The sequence below is a fragment of the Pseudomonas sp. CBS genome, assembly GCF_024734645.1.
Taxonomy (GTDB): domain Bacteria; phylum Pseudomonadota; class Gammaproteobacteria; order Pseudomonadales; family Pseudomonadaceae; genus Aquipseudomonas.
In genome coordinates this window covers 5,035,154-5,055,714 of record NZ_CP102929.1, presented here as the reverse complement: position 1 = coordinate 5,055,714, position 20,561 = coordinate 5,035,154, and the positions used below count along the sequence as shown (strand labels likewise).

At 62.3% G+C, this 20,561-nt stretch carries 13 protein-coding genes; 11 read left to right on the top strand and 2 right to left on the bottom strand.

The window, feature by feature from the left end; translation table 11 throughout:
- Positions 1-130: 130 nt before the first annotated feature.
- The 10 genes from urtB (at position 131) to ureC (ending at position 8,917) form a co-directional block, all read left to right on the top strand.
- Positions 131-1,633, top strand: a complete 1,503-nt coding sequence (gene urtB, locus NVB75_RS23070; protein WP_258343472.1) for an urea ABC transporter permease subunit UrtB — start codon at positions 131-133, stop codon at positions 1,631-1,633.
- Positions 1,633-2,712, top strand: coding sequence for an urea ABC transporter permease subunit UrtC (gene urtC, locus NVB75_RS23065; RefSeq protein WP_093202273.1), 1,080 nt, complete (start codon positions 1,633-1,635; stop codon positions 2,710-2,712). Before urtB ends, urtC begins: the two co-directional genes overlap by 1 nt.
- Complete coding sequence (urtD, locus tag NVB75_RS23060; protein WP_258343469.1) at positions 2,709-3,569, top strand: urea ABC transporter ATP-binding protein UrtD; 861 nt, start codon at positions 2,709-2,711, stop codon at positions 3,567-3,569. The genes urtC and urtD overlap by 4 nt, the downstream gene beginning before the upstream one ends.
- Positions 3,570-3,696: 127 nt before the next feature.
- On the top strand, positions 3,697-4,395 hold the full coding sequence (gene urtE, locus NVB75_RS23055) for an urea ABC transporter ATP-binding subunit UrtE (protein WP_017478391.1): 699 nt from the start codon (positions 3,697-3,699) through the stop codon (positions 4,393-4,395).
- 30 nt (positions 4,396-4,425) lie between these two features.
- A complete protein-coding gene (locus NVB75_RS23050) occupies positions 4,426-5,265 on the top strand; it encodes an urease accessory protein UreD (RefSeq protein WP_003217381.1) in 840 nt (279 codons plus the stop codon).
- 148 nt (positions 5,266-5,413) lie between these two features.
- Entirely contained in the window at positions 5,414-5,716 is a 303-nt protein-coding gene (gene ureA / locus NVB75_RS23045) for an urease subunit gamma (RefSeq protein WP_003217383.1), read from the top strand.
- Positions 5,717-5,725: 9 nt separating this feature from the next.
- A complete protein-coding gene (locus tag NVB75_RS23040; RefSeq protein WP_258343466.1) occupies positions 5,726-6,247 on the top strand; it encodes a GNAT family N-acetyltransferase in 522 nt (173 codons plus the stop codon).
- Positions 6,248-6,252: 5 nt separating this feature from the next.
- The gene (locus NVB75_RS23035) at positions 6,253-6,783 is read left to right on the top strand and encodes a GNAT family N-acetyltransferase (RefSeq protein WP_258343464.1); all 531 of its coding nucleotides are present in this window, start codon (positions 6,253-6,255) and stop codon (positions 6,781-6,783) included.
- A complete protein-coding gene (locus tag NVB75_RS23030; protein WP_003217389.1) occupies positions 6,780-7,088 on the top strand; it encodes an urease subunit beta in 309 nt (102 codons plus the stop codon). The genes NVB75_RS23035 and NVB75_RS23030 overlap by 4 nt, the downstream gene beginning before the upstream one ends.
- A 128-nt stretch (positions 7,089-7,216) precedes the next feature.
- Positions 7,217-8,917, top strand: a complete 1,701-nt coding sequence (gene ureC / locus NVB75_RS23025; protein ID WP_258343462.1) for an urease subunit alpha — start codon at positions 7,217-7,219, stop codon at positions 8,915-8,917.
- Here ureC and NVB75_RS23020 read toward each other — a convergent pair.
- Entirely contained in the window at positions 8,902-14,046 is a 5,145-nt protein-coding gene (locus NVB75_RS23020) for a dermonecrotic toxin domain-containing protein (RefSeq protein WP_258343460.1), read from the bottom strand. The genes ureC and NVB75_RS23020 overlap by 16 nt on opposite strands.
- Before the next feature lie 283 nt (positions 14,047-14,329).
- On the opposite strand from NVB75_RS23020, the gene NVB75_RS23015 reads away from it, so the two are divergent.
- A complete protein-coding gene (locus NVB75_RS23015) occupies positions 14,330-20,245 on the top strand; it encodes an NEL-type E3 ubiquitin ligase domain-containing protein (protein ID WP_258343458.1) in 5,916 nt (1,971 codons plus the stop codon).
- A gap of 5 nt (positions 20,246-20,250) precedes the next feature.
- On the opposite strand, the gene NVB75_RS23010 is transcribed toward NVB75_RS23015, so the two are convergent.
- Positions 20,251-20,559, bottom strand: a complete 309-nt coding sequence (locus NVB75_RS23010; protein WP_003217397.1) for a chaperone modulator CbpM — start codon at positions 20,557-20,559, stop codon at positions 20,251-20,253.
- Between the last annotated feature and the right edge of the window lie 2 nt (positions 20,560-20,561).

Below are 20,561 nucleotides of genomic sequence, written 5' to 3'. Positions count from 1 at the left end.
CCGCCGCACTGATCGTTCCCACGCTCCGCGTGGGAATGCATCCCGTGGCGCTCTGCGTCACACAGCGGACGCAGAGCGTCCAAGGCGGCATTCCCACGCAGAGCGTGGGAACGATCTATAGGAAACTGCCATGCCCACTGCCCTATACCGCTTCATCCTCGCCGCCCTGCTGTTGCTGCCCCTCGCCGCACACGCCAGCGACGCCGAAGACTTCATCAACGCCAACCCGATGCAACAAGCCAAGCTGCTCCAGGACTGGGCCGCCCAGCCCGACCCGGCGCGCATCGAGCTGGTGAATGCCCTGCAACAAGGCCAGGTCAGCGTCAACGGTGAAACCAAAACCGTACGCCTGAACAACCGCCTGCGCGGCCTGATCGACAACGTGCAAGCCAGCCAGGAATTGCTCGCTGCCGATCCCAAGGTGCGCCTTGCCGCCGCGCAAACCCTGCAAAAAAGTGCACAACCTGCGCAGCTGAAATTCCTCGACCAGCAGCTCGCCGGCGAAACCAATGATGACGTACACGTCGCCCTCAGCCTCGCCCTGGCCAACCTGCAACTGGTAGACCCCGACCCGGCCGTGCGCCTGGCGGCCGTGCGTTTGCTCGGCGGCACCGGCGACCCGCTGGCCCGCACTCGCCTGGAAGCCTTGCTCGCTCCCGGCGTCGAAGCCGACGCCACGGTGCACACCGCCGCCGAGACCAGCCTGGCCCAGGTCAAACGCAAACTGATGGTGGGCGAGATTCTCGGCCAGGCTTTCAGCGGCATGTCCCTGGGTTCGATCCTGCTGCTGGCAGCGCTCGGCCTGGCGATCACCTTCGGCTTGCTCGGGGTGATCAACATGGCTCACGGCGAGATGCTGATGCTCGGCGCCTACTCCACCTATGTGGTGCAGTTGCTGATGCAGCGCTACGTGCCGCAGGCCATCGAGTTCTACCCGCTGATCGCGCTGCCGGTGGCGTTTTTCGTCACCGCCGCCATCGGCATGGCCCTGGAACGCACGGTGATTCGTCACCTCTACGGCCGCCCATTGGAAACCCTGCTCGCCACCTGGGGCATCAGCCTGATGCTGATCCAACTGGTGCGCCTGGTATTCGGTGCGCAGAACGTAGAAGTGGCCAACCCGGAGTGGCTGTCCGGCGGGATCCAGGTGCTGCCCAACCTGGTGCTGCCGTACAACCGCATCGTGATCATCGCTTTCGCGCTGTTTGTGGTGGTGCTGACCTGGCTGCTGCTGAACAAGACGCGCCTGGGCCTCAACGTGCGGGCCGTGACCCAGAACCGCAACATGGCCGCCTGCTGCGGCGTGCCCACCGGGCGCGTGGACATGCTCGCCTTTGGCCTCGGCTCCGGCATCGCGGGCCTTGGTGGCGTGGCCCTGAGCCAGATCGGCAACGTCGGCCCGGACCTCGGCCAGAGCTACATCATCGACTCGTTCCTGGTGGTGGTGCTCGGCGGCGTCGGCCAGTTGGCCGGTAGCGTCATGGCCGCCTTCGGCTTAGGGATAGCCAACAAGATTCTCGAACCGCAGATCGGTGCCGTACTCGGCAAGATCCTGATCCTCGCGCTGATCATTCTGTTCATCCAGAAACGCCCGCAAGGACTCTTCGCACTGAAAGGACGGGTGATCGACTGATGAACCAGCCATTGATGCTCACGGCCGCGCAAAAGGCCGGCCCCAAGGTGACCGTCGCGGTCGGTGCAGTGGTACTGATTCTGCTGCTGGCGCTGCCGTTGTTCTCGCTGTTGTCACCGGAAAACCCGCTGCACGTTTCCGCCTATACGTTGACGTTGGTGGGCAAGATTCTGTGCTACGCCATTGTCGCCCTGGCCCTGGATTTGGTGTGGGGTTATGCCGGGATGTTGTCCCTCGGCCACGGCCTGTTTTTTGCGCTGGGCGGTTATGCCATGGGCATGTACCTGATGCGCCAGGCGTCCGGCGATGAGCTGCCGGCGTTCATGACCTTTTTGTCGTGGACCGAGTTGCCGTGGTACTGGACCGGCACCAGCCACTTCCTTTGGGCGATGTGCCTGGTGGTGTTGGCGCCGGGCTTGCTGGCGCTGGTGTTCGGGTTCTTCGCCTTCCGCTCGCGGATCAAGGGCGTGTATTTCTCGATCATGACCCAGGCCCTGACCTTCGCCGGGATGCTGCTGTTCTTCCGCAACGAGACCGGGTTTGGCGGCAATAACGGCTTTACCAATTTCCGCAGCATCCTCGGGTTTGGCATCACCGAACCGGGCACGCGGGCGGTGCTGTTTGTGGCCACCGTGGCGTTGCTGGTGGCGAGCCTGTACATCGGCTGGCGCCTGGCCCAGAGCAAGTTTGGCCGGGTGCTGACGGCACTGCGGGATGCGGAAAATCGCCTGATGTTCTGCGGCTACGACCCACGTGGCTTCAAGCTGTTCGTGTGGGTGTTGAGCGCGGTGCTGTGTGGTTTGGCGGGCGCGTTGTATGTGCCGCAAGTGGGCATCATCAACCCCAGCGAGATGTCGCCGACCAACTCCATCGAGGCCGCTGTGTGGGTGGCCCTCGGCGGGCGTGGAACCTTGATCGGCCCGCTGCTGGGCGCCGGTGTGGTCAATGGTATGAAGAGCTGGTTCACCGTGGCGTTCCCCGAGTATTGGCTGTTCTTCCTCGGTGCGCTGTTCATTATCGTCACCCTGTATTTGCCCAAGGGTGTGATTGGCCTGCTGAAGAAAAGGGGCGACCAATGAGAATTACAGCGACGGCGGAACTCATGCTCGAGCCCATTCTTGAACCGAACAAAGACCAAGGCAGCGCCCGCGATGCCATCGGCCTCGGCCAGGCGGCGGGCAAAGGCCTGAACACCCGCCACGGCACGATCCTGACCCTGGAAGACATTAGCGTCAGCTTCGACGGTTTCAAGGCATTGAACGACTTGAACCTGTACATCGGCGTCGGCGAATTGCGCTGCATCATCGGCCCCAACGGCGCGGGCAAGACCACGCTGATGGACGTGATCACCGGCAAGACCCGGCCCAGCCACGGCAAGGCCTGGTTCGGCGAAACCCTCGACCTGACCAGCATGAGCGAAGTGCAGATCGCCCAGGCCGGCATCGGTCGCAAGTTCCAGAAGCCCACGGTATTCGAAGCCCTGAGTGTGTTCGAAAACCTCGAGCTGGCGCAGAAGACCGACAAGTCGGTGTGGGCCAGTTTGAGGGCGCGCTTGAGTGGCGAGCAGAAAGACCGCATCAGCGAAGTCCTCGACACCATCCGCCTGACCGCCTCGGTCAACCGCCCCGCCGGCTTGCTGTCCCACGGCCAAAAGCAATTCCTGGAAATCGGCATGCTGCTGATGCAGGACCCGCAACTGTTGCTGCTGGACGAACCGGTGGCGGGCATGACCGACGCCGAAACCGAGTTCACCGCCGAACTGTTCAAGCGCCTGGCGGGCAAGCACTCGCTGATGGTGGTGGAACACGACATGGGCTTTGTCGGCTCGATTGCCGACCACGTGACGGTGTTGCACCAGGGCAGCGTGCTGGCCGAAGGGTCCCTGGAGCAGGTGCAGGAAAATGAGCGGGTGATCGAGGTTTACCTCGGTCGCTGAACCTGATCGTTCCCACGCTCCGCGTGGGAATGCATCCGCTGACGCTCTGCGTCACACGGCGGACGCGGAGCGTCCATTGCGGCATTCCCACGCAGAGCGTGGGAACGATCATTAAGGGGAACTGAACATGCTGCAAGTCGACAAGCTGCACCAGTACTACGGCGGTAGTCACATCCTGCGCGGGCTTTCCTTTGAGGTAAAAGTCGGCGAAGTCACCTGCCTGCTGGGCCGCAATGGCGTGGGCAAGACCACCTTGCTCAAGTGCCTGATGGGTTTGCTGCCGGCCAAGGAAGGCGCGGTGAACTGGGAAGGCAAGGCCATTACCGGCTTCAAGCCGCACCAGCGGGTGCACGCCGGTATCGCCTACGTGCCCCAGGGTCGGGAGATTTTTGGCCGCCTGACAGTGGAAGAAAACCTGCTGATGGGCCTGTCACGCTTCCCCGGCTCCGAAGCCAAGGAAGTGCCCGCCTTCATCTACGAGCTGTTCCCGGTGCTGCTGCAAATGAAGCAACGCCGGGGCGGTGACCTGTCCGGCGGCCAGCAACAGCAGCTGGCTATCGGCCGGGCCCTGGCCAGCCGCCCGCGTCTGTTGATCCTCGACGAACCCACCGAAGGCATCCAGCCGTCGGTGATCAAGGAGATCGGCGCGGTGATCAAGAAACTCGCGGCGCGCGGCGACATGGCGATTCTGCTGGTGGAACAGTTCTATGATTTTGCCGCGGAACTGGCCGACCAGTACCTGGTGATGTCCCGGGGCGAAATCGTCCAGCAGGGGCGTGGAGAAAATATGGAAAGCGAGGGTGTGCGCGGACTCGTTACGATCTAATCTGTAGCGTCCTAACGATAAGCACTGACCATGACCCTACCTGCCCCCACCGCGCTGTTCACCCCCAGCTGGCACGCCGAGCTGGAACTCGGCTACGCGCGTTTCGGCGACACCACGCGCCCGGTGATGCGCCGCCACCTCGGCCCGCTGCGGGTGCAAAAGCACCTGTACGCCGAAGGCCCCGAGGTGTGCCAGCACATCATCGTGCACCCGCCGGGCGGGATTGCCGGCGGTGATCGCCTCGATATCAGCGCCCATGTCGCCGAAGGCGCCTGGGCGCAATTGACCAGCCCCGGCGCGGCCAAGTGGTACCGCGCCGGCGGGCCGGCCTATCAGAAACTGGAGCTGACGGTGGAGGCGGGCGCGACGCTGGAATGGCTGCCCCAGGAGACCATCGTGTTCAGCGCCGCCCAGGCCGAACTCACCACCCGCATCGACCTGCAAGGCGATGCCCGGCTGTTTTACTGGGACGTGGTCGCCCTCGGGCGCCCCGCCAGTGGCGAGCGTTTCGACCTCGGGCACTTCCAGTCACACCTGGATATCCGCCGTGACGGCCAGTTGATTTGGCATGAACGCCAGCGCATTGTGGGCGCCGACGGTTTGCTCGACTCACCCATCGGGCTGGACGGGCAACCGGTGTTCGCCACCTTGCTGGTGACCGGCGAAATCGACCCTGAACTGCTCGAACAATGCCGCTCCCTGCCCCACCCGGTACGCGGCGACCTGACCCAATTGCCCGGCCTGCTGGTGGCCCGCTGCCTGGCCAGTGAAGCGCTGCTGGCGCGAGCCTGGCTGATCGCACTGTGGCGCCTGCTGCGCCCGGCCGTGCTGGGTCGCGAGGCTGTATCACCGAGAATCTGGAGCACATGAAGATTAAAAATGTGGGAGCGGGCTTGCTCGCGAATGCAGTGGGTCAGGCAAAGATGCATTCACTGACACACCGCATTCGCGAGCAAGCCCGCTCCCACATTGGATCTCCGGTGTTTTTACGAATGTATTTCATAGTGGACCTTGAACGATGGACCTGACCCCACGGGAAAAAGACAAACTGCTGATCTTCACCGCCGGCCTGGTGGCCGAGCGGCGGTTGGCGCGCGGTGTGAAGCTCAACTACCCGGAGACCATCGCCTACATCTCCGCCGCCCTGATGGAAGGCGCCCGCGATGGCCGCACCGTCGCCGAGCTGATGCACTTCGGCACCACCCTGCTCACCCGCGAACAGGTGATGGAAGGCATTCCGGAAATGATCCCGGACATCCAGGTGGAAGCCACCTTCCCCGACGGCACCAAGCTGGTCACCGTCCACCAACCCATCGCCTGAGGTCCGGCCATGTCCTTTTTGATTCGTGATGCGGTGCACGCCGATTTGCCAGGGATTCGCGATATCTACAACGACGCGGTGCTCAACACCACGGCGATCTGGAACGAACAACCGGTAGACCTGGGCAACCGCCAGGCCTGGTTCAGTGCCCGCCAATCCCAGTTTTACCCGATCCTGGTGGCCGTCGAAGACGAGCAGGTCATCGGCTATGCCTCGTTCGGCGACTGGCGGCCCTTTGAGGGCTTTCGCCACACCGTCGAACACTCGGTGTACGTGCGCAACGACCAGCGCGGCAAAGGCCTCGGCCCACAGCTGATGCAGGCGCTGATCGAGCGGGCGAAAACCTGCGACAAACACGTGATGGTCGCCGCCATCGAAAGCGGCAACCAGGCCTCGATCCGCCTGCATGAGCGCCTGGGTTTCATCACCACCGGGCAGATGCCCCAGGTCGGCACCAAGTTCGGCCGCTGGCTGGACCTGACCTTCATGCAACTGACGCTCAACCCAGGCGCTACGCCGCCCAAGGAGTGACACCGATGAACGCCCAACTGCGTCGAGTCAATGCCGAAAGTTTTGCCCATTACCGCCCGGGTTTGATTGAGCTGTTGCTGGACGCCGTGAAGCACGGCGCCTCGGTGGGCTTCATGGCCGACTTCGATGAAGCCCAGGCCAGCGCTTACCTCAGCGGTGTGCAGGCCAGCCTCACCGACGGCAGCCTGCTGCTGTGGGTGGTGGTGCGCGATGAGCAGGTCATCGCCAGCGTGCAATTGGCGCTGTGCATGAAAGCCAACGGCTTGAACCGTGCCGAAGTGCAGAAGCTGCTGGTGCACAGCGAAGCCCGGCGCCGCGGCCTCGGCCAGCAACTGATGAGCGCCCTGGAACTGAGTGCCCGCCAGTACAAACGCGGGTTGCTGTACCTGGACACCGAAGCCGGCTCCGGTGCCGAAGCGTTCTACCAGTCGCTGCGCTACACCAAGATCGGTGAATTGCCCGACTACTGCCAAAGCCCGGACGGGCGCTACACCCCGACCGCCATCTACTTCAAGACCCTGGGACAACCGGCATGATTCCTGGCGAATTTCAGATCCAGCCTGGCGACATCGAACTCAATGTGGGCCGACGCACCGCCACCTTGAGCGTGGCCAACAGCGGCGACCGGCCGATCCAGGTCGGCTCCCACTATCACTTTTTCGAGACCAACGACGCGCTGACGTTCGACCGTGCCGCCAGCCGTGGCATGCGCCTGAACATTCCGGCCGGCACCGCCGTGCGCTTTGAGCCGGGGCAAAGTCGTGAAGTGGAACTGGTTGAGCTGAGTGGCAAGCGCCGGGTGTTTGGGTTTGCCGGACGCATCATGGGCGACCTGGATTAATGATCGTTCCCACGCTCTGCGTGGGCATGCATCCTGTGACGCTCCGCGTCACGACCTTCAAGAGCGGACGCAGAGCGTCCAGGGCGACATTCCCACGCAGAGCGTGGGAACGATCAGGAACTAAACACATGAAGATTTCCAGACAAGCCTACGCCGACATGTACGGCCCCACCGTCGGTGACAAGGTCCGCCTGGCCGACACCGAGCTGTTCGTCGAAGTCGAACAGGATTTCACCGTCTACGGCGAAGAAGTGAAATTCGGCGGCGGCAAGGTGATCCGTGATGGCCAGGGCCAGAGCCAACTGCTCGCCCATGAGGTGGTCGACACCCTGATCACCAACGCGCTGATCATCGACCACTGGGGCATCGTCAAGGCTGACGTCGGCCTGAAAAACGGCCGCATCGCCGCCATCGGCAAAGCCGGCAACCCGGACATCCAGCCCGGCGTAACCATCAGCGTCGGCGCCAGCACCGAAGTGATTGCCGGTGAGGGCATGATCCTCACCGCCGGCGGCATCGACACCCACATCCACTTCATCTGCCCACAGCAAATCGAAGAGGCGCTGACCAGCGGCGTCACCACCATGATCGGCGGCGGCACGGGCCCGGCTACCGGCACCAACGCCACCACCTGCACCTCCGGCCCATGGCACTTGGCGCGCATGCTCCAGGCCTCCGACTCGTTCCCGATGAACATCGGCTTCACCGGCAAGGGCAACGCCAGCCTGCCGGAGCCGTTGATCGAACAAGTGAAGGCCGGCGCCATTGGCTTGAAGCTCCATGAAGACTGGGGCACCACGCCCGCGAGTATCGACAACTGCCTGAGCGTCGCCGACGAGTACGACGTGCAGGTCGCGATCCACAGCGACACCCTCAACGAATCCGGCTTTGTCGAAACCACCCTCGCCGCCTTCAAGGGCCGCACCATCCACACCTATCACACCGAAGGTGCCGGTGGCGGTCACGCGCCCGACATCATCAAGGCCTGCGGTTTCCCCAACGTGCTGCCCAGCTCCACCAACCCGACCCGGCCGTTCACCCGCAACACCATCGACGAACACCTGGACATGTTGATGGTCTGCCATCACCTGGACCCGAGCATTGCCGAAGACGTGGCCTTTGCCGAAAGCCGCATTCGCCGCGAGACGATTGCCGCCGAAGACATCCTTCATGACCTCGGCGCGTTCTCGATGATCAGCTCCGACAGCCAGGCCATGGGCCGGGTCGGCGAAGTGATCACGCGTACCTGGCAGACCGCCGACAAGATGAAAAAACAGCGCGGCCCGTTGCCGGGTGACGGCGAAGGCAACGACAACTTCCGCGCCAAACGCTACATCGCCAAGTACACCATCAACCCGGCGATCACCCATGGCATCAGCCACGAAGTGGGCTCGATTGAAGTGGGCAAGTGGGCCGACCTGGTGCTGTGGCGCCCGGCGTTTTTCGGGATCAAGCCAACCCTGATTCTCAAGGGCGGCGCGATTGCCTCAAGCCTGATGGGCGACGCCAATGCCTCGATCCCGACACCGCAACCGGTGCACTACCGCCCGATGTTCGCCAGCTTCGGCAGCTCGCTGCACGCCACCAGCCTGACCTTTATCAGCCAGGCGGCGTTGGCGGCAGGCTTGCCCGAGCAATTGGGCCTGAAGAAGCAGATCGCCGTGGTCAAGGGTTGCCGCGCGGTGCAGAAAACCGACTTGATCCACAACGATTACCTGCCGGATATCGAGGTCGACCCGCAGACCTATCAGGTCAAGGCCGACGGTGTGTTGCTGTGGTGTGAGCCGGCGGATGTACTGCCGATGGCGCAGCGTTACTTTCTGTTCTGAAGCACGATTTCCAGAGCCTCGTCAGTGAGCCTCTGGAGAATCGCCTTGCGCTCCTCGTGCAGTTTCACCGCAAGCGCATCATAGACGTCCTGGTGCATGGGCGTGCCGGGAGGGAAATCCTCAACCGACTTGTCCAGCATCAGGGCCGAATTGCGCAGGGTATTGCGCAGGGCCATCTTCTGCGACTCAAGCAGTCGACCATTGGCCGCCAGATCATTCATGGCACTCGTCAAGTCTTCCAGCGCCGCCCTTTTGCGCGTCAGCCAGATAAAGGCCGCGGGCGTCGAACGCTCAAGGTACTCATCCCAGAAGTCCAGCTCGACGAGCGCATCCCTGAGCAGGTCGCCCTCCTCCAATGCCATGACCCGATCAAAAGCATCGTCCAGCATCTGCGGGGTGACGTCGGGTTCCGGGTACATCACATCCGCTGATTGCCAGGGCAGCTCAAGCCGTTGGGCCAACCCGGTGGAAAACGCCAGATGGACCCCCACTTCGTCGATAGCTCGTTCGGGATTTCCAGCAGAGTCGGTTCCCCGGTCCCGATCATTGGGGAACTTGCGGCCTTGCTCACTCAATGCCGCCACCCGGGCGCGAGCAATTTCTCCCAGCGTGTTGAGCCGAGTCCTGCCTTTGGCCACCTTCAGCATCAGTTGCTCGACCACGTCGGGGTGAGGGTTGGCCCAAGCCTCATACACCATCACTTCGATCCCCATGGCATTGAACAATTGGGCACCCGCATCAACGCAGCTGGTAGGCGCCCTCGCCATGTCGAAAAGCTTCTCACGCAGCCGGGTGTCGTCGTACATGGCGCGCAACATTCGCCAGACCTTGGCCGTAAGGTCTTCCGCGAAGTCTTCCGACATGGCATCGGCAGACTCGCTCAACTTGCGGATTTCGTTAAAAAACGGTTCGGCGCCCCTGGCCTCTTCCAAGGCATTCCATAGGGGCTGCAAGTCCCTCCACTGCATGTCAGTGAGGCCGGACTTCCATTGGACGCTGTCCTGCATCCCTCGGGGTGGAAATTGCCGCTCCGGGTCCATACCTACAGATGCAATGTACTGCTTGAGCTGGCGAAGGCCCTCGGGCGTCAGCCGGCTCTGGGTGACACGGGTGCGCGCAAGAATCGCAGCCTGAGCTGAACCTGGCTCGACTATCGGCACCTCGAGCGCATTACCTTCCAGGTCCAGGTTGAACTCGCGAGGCCGGGGCCTGGCGAAGATCCCAATGGGCCAACCACGCTGCCCGGTATCGCCCAATGAAACGTGATACAGCCGGCGCATCCGGCTGATGTCCGGCGCCATGCCCAGCGGGTTGGACTCCAACTCGAGTGTCTGGAGCCGGGTGAGGTTCTTCAATCGGTTGACGGCCGCGACGTCCAGCACAATCTCGTTATCCGCCAGTATCAACGTCTCAAGCCTGGGCAGATGCTCAAGCAACAGGGGCAGGCGAGTGAGCTGGTTATCTTCCAGGTTGAGGGTGCGCAAGCCGCGAAAGGGAGCCAGGAAAGGCTCGACGGCATTGGTCAGTTCCGCACTGGATATTTCCAGGTAAGTGACATGATCAAAGTTGGCGCTCAGCGCCGGAAGCGACGCCAACTGAGGTTGTATGTCAATTTCGCTTACTTCGATCCTCTGGCCCAGAGGATTGCCGGAACTGTCCACATCAACCTCACCGTTACGCCTCCAGGCGCGAATCAACACCTTTCGCAGTTCTTTACGGATGGCACGCTGCTCTCGGTATTCAGCGCTATTGGCCTCACCAAAGCCCTGGATCGGTGATGCTTCCCAGGTCTCCAAGGTGGAACGGAGCGTTTCGTACTCCTGCTCCAGAGAGATGAGCCAGGTGTCGTCGGCCGGCGTGTAAGGTGCACGCAGTTGGGCAATCTGCACTTCGTCAAAAGTGGGGTAGAGGGCTTTGATACGCTGGCGAACGTTGTGCTCCCAGGAGCCCGCACCACGACCACTCCAGGCATAACCGATCCGCCCGCGAGAAGAGCGTTGCGGCGAAATGAAAAAGGGTGAGACCAACGGTTGCATCCCCAGCACCTTGCGCAGGCCGGAACGGGACAGGGCGTGCTGTTGAATCAACCTTCCAAGTTGCGGCCCCTGACCGACCTCTGGCAACCCCACGGACTGGCGATGGGCCTCCGGCAGTGCGTGCTGCAAGGAATCGTACAAGCTATCGACCCCATGTAACTCGTTGCCCTGGGTGTCAAACACCTGATACTGACCATCGCCCACTCGCACCAGCAGTTTGAGGTTGCTGGACCCAGGCAGGCCATAGCTGGCACGCAGGCGCCCGCTCACCGAGCCTTCGTGCACTTCAATGCGCAGGCTGTCCCGCCAACCGGGAAGGTGCTCAAGGGTATTGAGCACCAGGGCTTCAGTGTCAGCATTGGCCAACGCATCCAGGTACAGCCCTTCATACGCCCGGGCCAGGCGCAATTCCCCGAGTTTCTGGCGCGCTTGTTGCGCCAGCTCCAGGGGAATCTTGCGATTGTTGACCAGGCTCGCCCGCTGCGAGGGGCTGGCACCTTCCAGCAGTTCCTCGACCATGACCGCGGGCAGGCTTTTGAAGTCGCGCGCGAACAGTTGCAGTTCAGCGCTGCCAGGCGATGACCGCCCGAGGTAAAGGCTGTCGAACACCCGCCGCAGGGACTGTTTTGCATGGAGCCCCAGCCGTTCCTGCAACGCCTGGCTACGCAGCCCGGCTCCGTAAGGCATGTGTTGGCCGAGCAGGTTTTTAAGCTGCTCCTCGGGCAGACTCTCGACGATCAACGCGGGCAGCTTGCCGCCGAACAGGTCGATGCGGCTGATGCTGATCAGTTCCGTCCCGGGTGCATGAGGTTGGCCATACAGGGCAGCCGTCCTGCTGGCGCCATGGCCGTCAAATACTTCGATGGTCCTGCCAGGCGGCCAGCCGGTCATTTCCACCATCAACGACGCGGCGTAGCTGCCCAGGTCCATCGACATCGACCCCGCAAGGATCTGCCCGCTCAAGCTTTCGGCACGCCCGTAAGCCCGTATGCGCACCGCCGTGTCGAGTGTGATTGCCGGAGTGGGCTCGCTTTCCACGTACAGCCGGCGCAGCACGCTTTCATCGGTGTCACTGATCTTGCGCACCTGCTCCAACTGCGTATCGCTCAGGCCTTCCATCACAGGGCTCAGTCGCCGCATCAGCGGAGCACCTTGCCACGTCAGGGGCTCATCGGCCTCATGGGTCCAGGCGCCAGAACCGTTGTTGACGATCTGAGGCTCATATGCCTCGGGCCTGCGGGGGTGCTGGACCCGGTACACGCCCGGTTCGTCTTGCGCGGTCACGGCGTAGCGATTGCCGTCCACCGACACCACCTGGCGCCCATTGACGGTATGTAGTCCCGCCTGGTCGGGAACCGAGCCTGCCGGCAGTCGGATGTCCTGCACATAGGGCGCGAGGTCGGGCTTCCACAAGCGGGCCTTGCCCGACGGCAGCCTGACCGCCTTGAGCCCTTCGATAAACGGCGACACGCTGATATGCAACGCAGCGCCGCCCACCGCCAATTGCGCGAGATTGTCCAGCACGTCACCGATATGCGCCCAGCCGGCCTCGCGGTCACCCTGGCCGAGTTCAACCACGCCCTCCAGCACCTCGTACAGCAGTTGCCCGGCCGTGACCACCGCCATCAGTGCACCCAAGGGCGGAATGAACATCGACACCAGGTTCAAGGTGAACAGGCCGATGTTCATCAGATGCGCCATCCGCCGGTCGTGGCCAGCCGTGTCGGTGTGAGCGGTGGGTATCGCCATGCTCAACGCATCGTCGAGGGCGCGCTTGCGCATGTCGGCGTACAGCTCCTCCCACAGGTCGACGTCGATCCACAGCCCCCTGATCGGGTGGGCGTTAAGGTTCAGGTTTGGCTGATCCTGCGGCGTGCGGCTGATATGTCGCGGGGACTTTATGACGGCGTTGATCGCCTGGAGTTCGGTGAGTGATTTTCTTGCGTAGTACTGTCGCCACGCTGGATCAGGGCCAAGGGCCACGCGCCTTTGCGGTTCATCGACGCGTTTCTCGGTGAACCGCCCGTAGTAGTAAGCCAGGTATTTTTTCCCGATGAACCGCGAGAAAAACTGTTGATGGGCCGTGACCTGAACCCCCCTGCTGTCCCAATAGTCCTCTGGCCTGTAAGCGGTCAGCTCACGGGTCGTTTCCTCCGCATAGTCGGCAAAGGTTTCGTAGCGCTTGATGGGGTGCTCGGGGTGGTCGGGGATGTAGACGATAAGCCAGGTGCCATACCCATGCTCCACGCTCGGGTCGATCATGAGGCAGCCGTGCATTTGCAGTTCCATGATACTGGGCCAGCGGTGCCAGACCTGCTTGCCTTCGTGCTTGATGCGTCGCTCGCCATTGGCGATGCGCAGCAGTAACGCGTAGTCGTCGCTGCGAATATCACCTTTGAGCAACGCCACGTAGGCGGCGGCTCTGAAGGCGTCCTTTTGCCGGGTGATAAAGCGTTCACGCAGCAGGTTCCTGGACACGGTTTGCACGGGCAGCAGGTAGGTGGTGAGGTGTTCCTGGTACAGCCTGCCCAGGTCCAGGTCGCGGCATAACCGGGCGAAGGCCTCGATCGTCAGGGTCGTGGTATGGCGCTCGAAACGGCCATCCGCGCCGGGGGCGGTGATAAAGCCTGAAGCACTGTCGAAGAACCCGGCGCGGGTCTCGCGCGCTTCGAAATTGTTCAAGGCCGCTTGCAACAGGGACAAGGTCTTGGTCCGGTAGCCTGTCGCCAGTCCTTCGACCGGTACATAGAGACGCAGATGCACCTGGTTGACGTCCAGCTCAAACCCGGCGTTCTTCAACGCGGCTTCAAGCAATGGCCGGGCAAAGGCGTTGACCTCTTGCACCTTGCCGGTCGCTTGCTCCAGTGCGGTGTGGGACTTGATGCTCGCCTCTAAGAGGTTTTGCAGTGCGGCTTTCTGCGCCGGGGTGGTGGCCGCATACCAGGCGGGGATCTCTGGCTTGGCCTGCGTGATGGCTGCACGCAGGGCAGGAGACGCGCTGATCAGGCTCTCGGGGATGGCGGCTTTGATCTGTGCATAGTGACGCCCTTCGCCACCCGGCAGGAGCGAGGCGGAAGCTTGAGGTGCTGGCATATACGAGTACCGATAGGGAAATTAAGGCAATGACCTTAATCAGTCGCCCCCGGCACTCGGCGGTAGCTATTTGAATGGATTTGCCCATGGGCAAGCACTCAAAAAGCGCTGACAGCGCTGGATGCACACGGGGGGATTTCCATGGGGTAATTAAGTCGTCAATCCATAGGTAATCCGCGGCTGATGCGTTAACTATTACGGGCTATCCAGCGGCTTTTCGACTTATTAATCCACAGCGGTTTTCAGTAGCCTTTTTCCTTTGCTTATCCAAAGGAATGCCCCCATGCAGGATGCTCCCTCCGTGACTCGCGCTTCATCTTCCGACGACAACAGTGCGTTCATTCGCCAGGCCATTCCGGACTGGCTGGTACAGGCGCCGGCCCACCGCATAGAAGCGTTGAAACAGGCCAGGCTCGAACAGGCGCAGTGGATGGACAGCTTGTCGCCGCTGCAACGAAGAACATTGAAAGCGTTCAATGAAACCAGTTTCAAATCTCAACACGCGGTGGATCAACACCTAGGCAATGTCCAGGCACTCAAACCCTTCGCCACAGGCCTGCTCAACAGCGCGCTGAAAGAACAATTCAACCTCACCGTGGATGTCGAAGGCACCTCTCTTCGTTTGTATGAGCCGCTGAGGCTCGGCACGCTGGGGATCAAGGCCGGTCAATACAAAGTGCTCGAGCTCTCGCTGGTACAGGCTGCCCTGCATAACTTTGAAGCCAGTGAAGGTGAAGATGACGCATTCGATCCCGCCTCCGGGTTTACCCAATACCCGGACCGGGAAGGCATCTCTCCCAGAATCGGCCCGGCGCTGACCGTACCCGCCTTTATCAGGCTGTGCCGCACGCTGGACGTGGGTGCCCGCTACCAGGCTCACCTCAAGGAAACATTACTGCCCACCGACGAGACTGCCGCCACCCGGTTGCGCGACGCGGTGATCACCAGCCAGAAGGATGCCCTCAGGGCTGCGGCGTACCTGGCGCTGCTCAAGCAGGACATTCTCCCGGATGACTTCACCATGGTGCTCAAGGTTGTCGACGGCGAACGCAACCCGACGCTGGGCGGCAAGCCGGTGTGGTTCAGTTGCCTGAGCGTGATAGACCGCGCGCTCATGGGGAGTGTGGTGTTTACACCGGTGGAAAAATATCGCTATGCCACCGACTTCATCGTCTATCTGCCCCACGATCCGGAGCATCCGCTCAAGCGCTACAACAGCCTTGATGCGCTGAAAACCGAACTGAACCGCCAGTGGATGGCGCGCGACAAAGCGCCAAGCGAACCCGGCAATAACCGCCGCCCGACGCCCACGAGCTATCAGCATTTTTTCAGCCAGTTTCTCAATGAACACGACAAGCCGGCGTTCTTCAACCGGTTCACCGAACCCGCTGCGGACTCCACCGCCGCCGTCGACGCCGTAGCGCGTTCACCGGTGACCCAGACGATGCTGCAACTGGCCTTCCCGGTATTGACTACGACGGTCATGCCCCAGTCGCTTCCACCCCCGAAAGCCGGCTGCAGGGTTGTGAAGACGGACGCTCCCGACCTGTACCTGATGGTGGTCTCAAGACACGGCCTGTGGGCTGACAACGTCGACCTCTGGACCAACCTGTTTGAGCATGGCCGCGACAAGGCCCTCGGCGATGCGCGCGACCAGGCAGTGCCCACCGCCGATGTCGACGCCCGGGTGCGCGGGCAAAAAATCGCCCGTTGGCTGGAGGCCGGCGCTACCGTGCTCGGCCTGGGACTGGCGTTCGTCCCGGTGCTCGGCGAAATCATGTTGGCCGCCATGGCGGGCCAATTGCTCTACGAAACCTTCGAAGGCGTGATCGACTGGGGCGAAGGCGACCGTGATACGGCCAAGGCGCACTGGTTCGACGTCGCCCAAAACCTGGCCGCCATGGCGCTGCTGGCCGGCGCGGGGAAAGGCCTGCAAAAACTCGCTGCACCGCCTACACCCGCGTTGGTACAGGGGCTCAAGCCGGTTCGTTTGCCAGGTGGCGAGCAGCGGCTGTGGAAGCCGGACCTTACGCCTTATCGCAGCCCCGTCGTATTGCCCGAGGACGCCACGTTTGATGACCTCGGCTTGCACAGCCACGACCAGCAGCCGCTGCTGCCCCTCGACGATCAACTGTATGCCCTCAAACCCGAGCCCGACGGCGACACCTATCGCATACAACACCCCACACGCGCCGACGCTTATGCCCCGCAGGTGGCGCATAACGGCGCGGGCGCCTGGCTGCATGAAGGTGAAGAGCCACTGACCTGGGACGGCCCGGCGCTGGCGCGCCGCCTGGGTTATCGCACACGGGGCTTGAGCGACGCACAACTGGAACAGGCACGCCTGGCCAGTGGCATTCGCACCGATCAACTGCGCCAACTGCATGTAGACCTGCAACCGCCGCCCGCCCTGTTGAGCGACAGCCTGATGCGCTTTGGCATCCATCAGCGTATCGAGACATTTATCGAAAAGATGGGCAGCGACGACCCGCTGGATTACGCGCTGGCCGACCCGGCGATCACCGAGCGCGTGGTTGCGCACCGAGGCTTGACCTATCCGGCGGTCCTCGACCCGTCTCCCCGGGTGCTGGACGAACAGACGATGCTGTGGCGCCGGGAAGTTGCCCAGGCCGCCCGGGACAGTCGGACCTCGCTGTTCGACGCGGATTACCGCGCCCATAACCTGACCCGCTCGCCCCCGGTACAGCAGCTCATGGACAGGTTTTCCGGCCTGCCGGCGGAAGTTGCCAGGCAGTTGCTGGAAACCGCCACGGACGCGGATTTAACTGCGCTGAGTGGCCATCAGCCGTTGTCACCAAGGCTCACCGCCCTGGCGCGCGAAAGCCAGCAGCAAGTGCGCATGGCACGGGCCTATGAAGGCTTGTTCCTCGACACCCTGGAGAGCCAGGACAGCCGGCGCCTGGCCCTGCATACGTTACCCGGCTTGCCGGGATGGGACCCCAGCCTGCGGGTGGAAATCCGCTTGGGCAGCGAACAGGGCCCCCTGATCGACGCCGTCGGTCCAGAGACCGACGCACCGCCGCTGGTGCTGGCGATGGGTGAAGACGGGGCGTTCGGCGCCACCGACCTGTATGGCGCCGTTCTGGCGCGCCTTGAACAGGGCCAGCGTCGAGCACTTGGCGAAGCCGCACGGGACGCCGGCACCTTGAAGCAACGGGTGCGGCAAACGCCATTGGTCCGGGACGAGCTGCGCTCGGTGCTGCTGGAATACCCGCTGCTGCGCAAACCCTTGGCAGGAGACCTGCGCCTGCGGGGCGGCTCCCCGCTGCACAAACTCACTCAGTTGCGCAGCACCCATACGCGGGTGCGCAAGCTGTATCCGGGGTTCAGCGACGAGCAGGCCACAGCCTTCATCGAGACCCTCGGGAGCGATGCGCGCACTGAGTTGACGCGCAGGGAAGACCAGTACGCCGCCCTCAAACGCGCACTCAAGGACTGGGTGAAACGCAGTGCCCGAGAAGATACGAGCCGGAGTCCATTTGAGGTAAACCCGGGACGCCGGGAGCAGTCAGTGGCCGATGCGTTGAGAGACTGCTGGCGCCGACAGACCGTGGACCGTGCCGGGGCATACACCGGGCGCCGACTGGAAATCAGCGCCCAGGTGAACCTGCCTAAACTCAACGCCGATTTTGGCCATGTCGAGGAGTTGGTTCTCGACTACGTGAGCTTCACCGACGGCCCCGGGCAGTTCCTTGGCAACTTCCCTAATCTGAAACGTTTGACCCTCAAACAAGTCGGCGGTATCGGACGACATACGCTGACCGAACTGCCCGAAGCAATCACGGCCATGAAGGCGCTGACGCACCTGGACCTGTCGAAAAATGCCATCCACCTGAGCGAAATCAGCGCCGGCCAACTGGCCGGCCTGAGCCGCCTGGAAGAACTGTGCCTGAACGCCAACCCCTTGGGCACCCTGCCGGATTTCAGCCCGCTGCTACGACTGCGCAATCTGGAGCTGCGTGACACCCGGATCAATCAGTGGCCCACAGGCCTGCTGGAACTGCCGGAGCTGAGAGAAGTCGACCTGTCCGGCAATCATCTGAGCGCGGTGCCCGACAGCCTGCTCAACCCCACCCCCGAAAACGTGGAAGCCAGCATCCGTCTCAACCGCATGACCCGCCTGCGTGACAACCCGTTCACCCCGCAAGCCAATCAGCAGATGCGGGCGTACATCGCTCGCCTGGCACAAACTCGCCCGGGCTGGCGCAACGGCGGCCAGCCTGGCGCCTTCGAAGTACCCTTGAGCCACACCGACGAAATGCGGCGGATAAGGGACTTGTTTCCCGGCTACAGCGAGGAGGAAAACGAGAAATTCGTACTGGACGCAGGCGACGGGGCGCCGGCTGAACTGACGCGCCTGGAAGGCGAGTGGCAAACCTTGAGCACCCAACTGGACGCCTGGGCCACAGAACGATTTCTGGTGAATATCGACAGCGAAACCCCGCGTTCTGGGGATACCAACCATCGCAGGCAATTCGCCCGAGATCTCAAAGCGTGCTGGCGGCGCATGACCCCCAAAGTCTTGGCCAATGATGGTTCTCCCGCCGGGTACACCCTTGAAGTACTCGGCGGGCGAGTCGGCAATTTGCCTGCGCTGGAAGCGGATTTCAGCCACATTGGGTCAATCAAATTGCAGGGCATGCGATCGATGTACGACCTGGATGAGTTTCTCGGCCACTTCAGCCACACCCGTTGGCTCGACCTGTCGTACGGAGAGTTGAGCTCAATCCCGCGCAGCGTTGCCCGGATGACTCGGCTTACCCGCCTGGACCTCAGGAGCAACCAACTTTCCCTGAGCGAGGCCGACGTGGATCTGCTGGAGGGGCTCACCTCACTCAAGATCATCAATCTGAGCCGCAACCCCCTGGCGCGTACCCCCAACTTCGCAACCCTGCCGAACCTGCGTAGGGTGAATTTGAAAAATACCGGAATCACCGAGTGGCCGCAGGGCCTGGGGCCACATCAGGCATTGGACAACGTTAACCTGACGGAGAACCGCATCACGCAGTTGCCCGACTCCCTGGTCAACCCGCTGCCCGAGGAGGCCGAGGCATTCATCTACGTCAACAACGTCACCTTTATCGACGGCAACCCGCTGAGCACCGAAGCCCGCAGGCAGTTGGTTGAGTATTGGAGCAATGCAACCTTGCTCCACCGCGAGGCAGTGTTGCGCCGGCAGTCCGGCGCGATGCGTTATCGGGCGCCACGGCCCGCGGCAGTCGAAATTCGCGCCCCTCAAGAGCAGGTCGTGGACGACACACCGGAGCCGGCATACCAGCACTGGATGGACGGTCTTTCACCCGAGGAAATCGACGTAAGACGCAGACTGTGGGAGTCGATTGCCGAGAAACCCGGTTCACAGATCTTCCTCGACATCCTCGACAACCTCAAAGAATCGGCGGAGTACCGCAGCAGCTATACCGACCTGCAATCGCGCCTGTGGCAATTGCTCGATGCGGCCCAGGACGATGGCTTGCGTGAAGAGCTGTTCAACCTGGCGGGTGACCCGCGCTGCGGCGATCGGTCGGCCCTGGTGTTCAGTGACATGGAGACCAAGGTGCTGACGTGGCAAGCCACGCGCAATGCCAGCGATGGCGAGGCGGGGCCTGAACTCTTCAAGTTGGCCAAAGGCCTCTTTCGCCTGGACGAGGTGGAAAAATTAGCCAGCGCAGACATTCGGGTTCGAGAAGGCATGATTCGCACGTCGACCATGACCCCTGAACAAAAAGTCGCCGCCCTGGAAAAACTGGAAGATATTGAAATTCGCCTGGCCTATCGCATGGGCCTGGCCCGCCGCCTCAGCCTGCCCGGTCAGCCCAACGATGCCCGCTACCTCGCAACGGGACAGGTAGCGCCGCAGATCCTGAATAATGCCGCCATCACAATCGAAAAACTGGACAACTCCAAGAAGCTCGTACAGTCACTGTTGGGCCGCGAATTCTGGCAGGCCTTTATTCGCAACCATTATGACGATGAGTTCAGAGTTCTGAGGGAGCCCCATGACGTGCGCTTGAATGCGTTATCCGAGGAACACGATGCGGGCGCCCTCAGTGATGAGGCATACGCAACCCAGGCTGAAAATGTGCAACTGCAACTGGCCGTGGACGAGGGGCAGCTGATTCGCTCGCTGACCCTGCGCGACTGGGTGCCGTGCAAGGCGCGCTGCAGCATCACCTGATGGATTCAGGGCGTTTGCACCAACCGCCCCAGCCGTTGTTTGAGCATCTGGTTCTCGGCCCGCAGTTGCTGGACTTCCTCCAGCAGGTCGAGCGCCAGGGCGACGCCTTCCCATTCCAGCTCCAGGTCCTTTTGCAGCGCCGAGGCGCGCTTGGCCAAGGCCAGTTCGTAATCGGTGAAGCGCCAGGACTCGGGACTGGTCCCCACCGGTTCAACGATGCCGTGCTCGACGATTTCGATCACGTAGGCCACCGACAAATCGGTGGCCTCACAGAATTCTGCCATGTTCACTTGAACCAAACGGGGACTGCTCATCG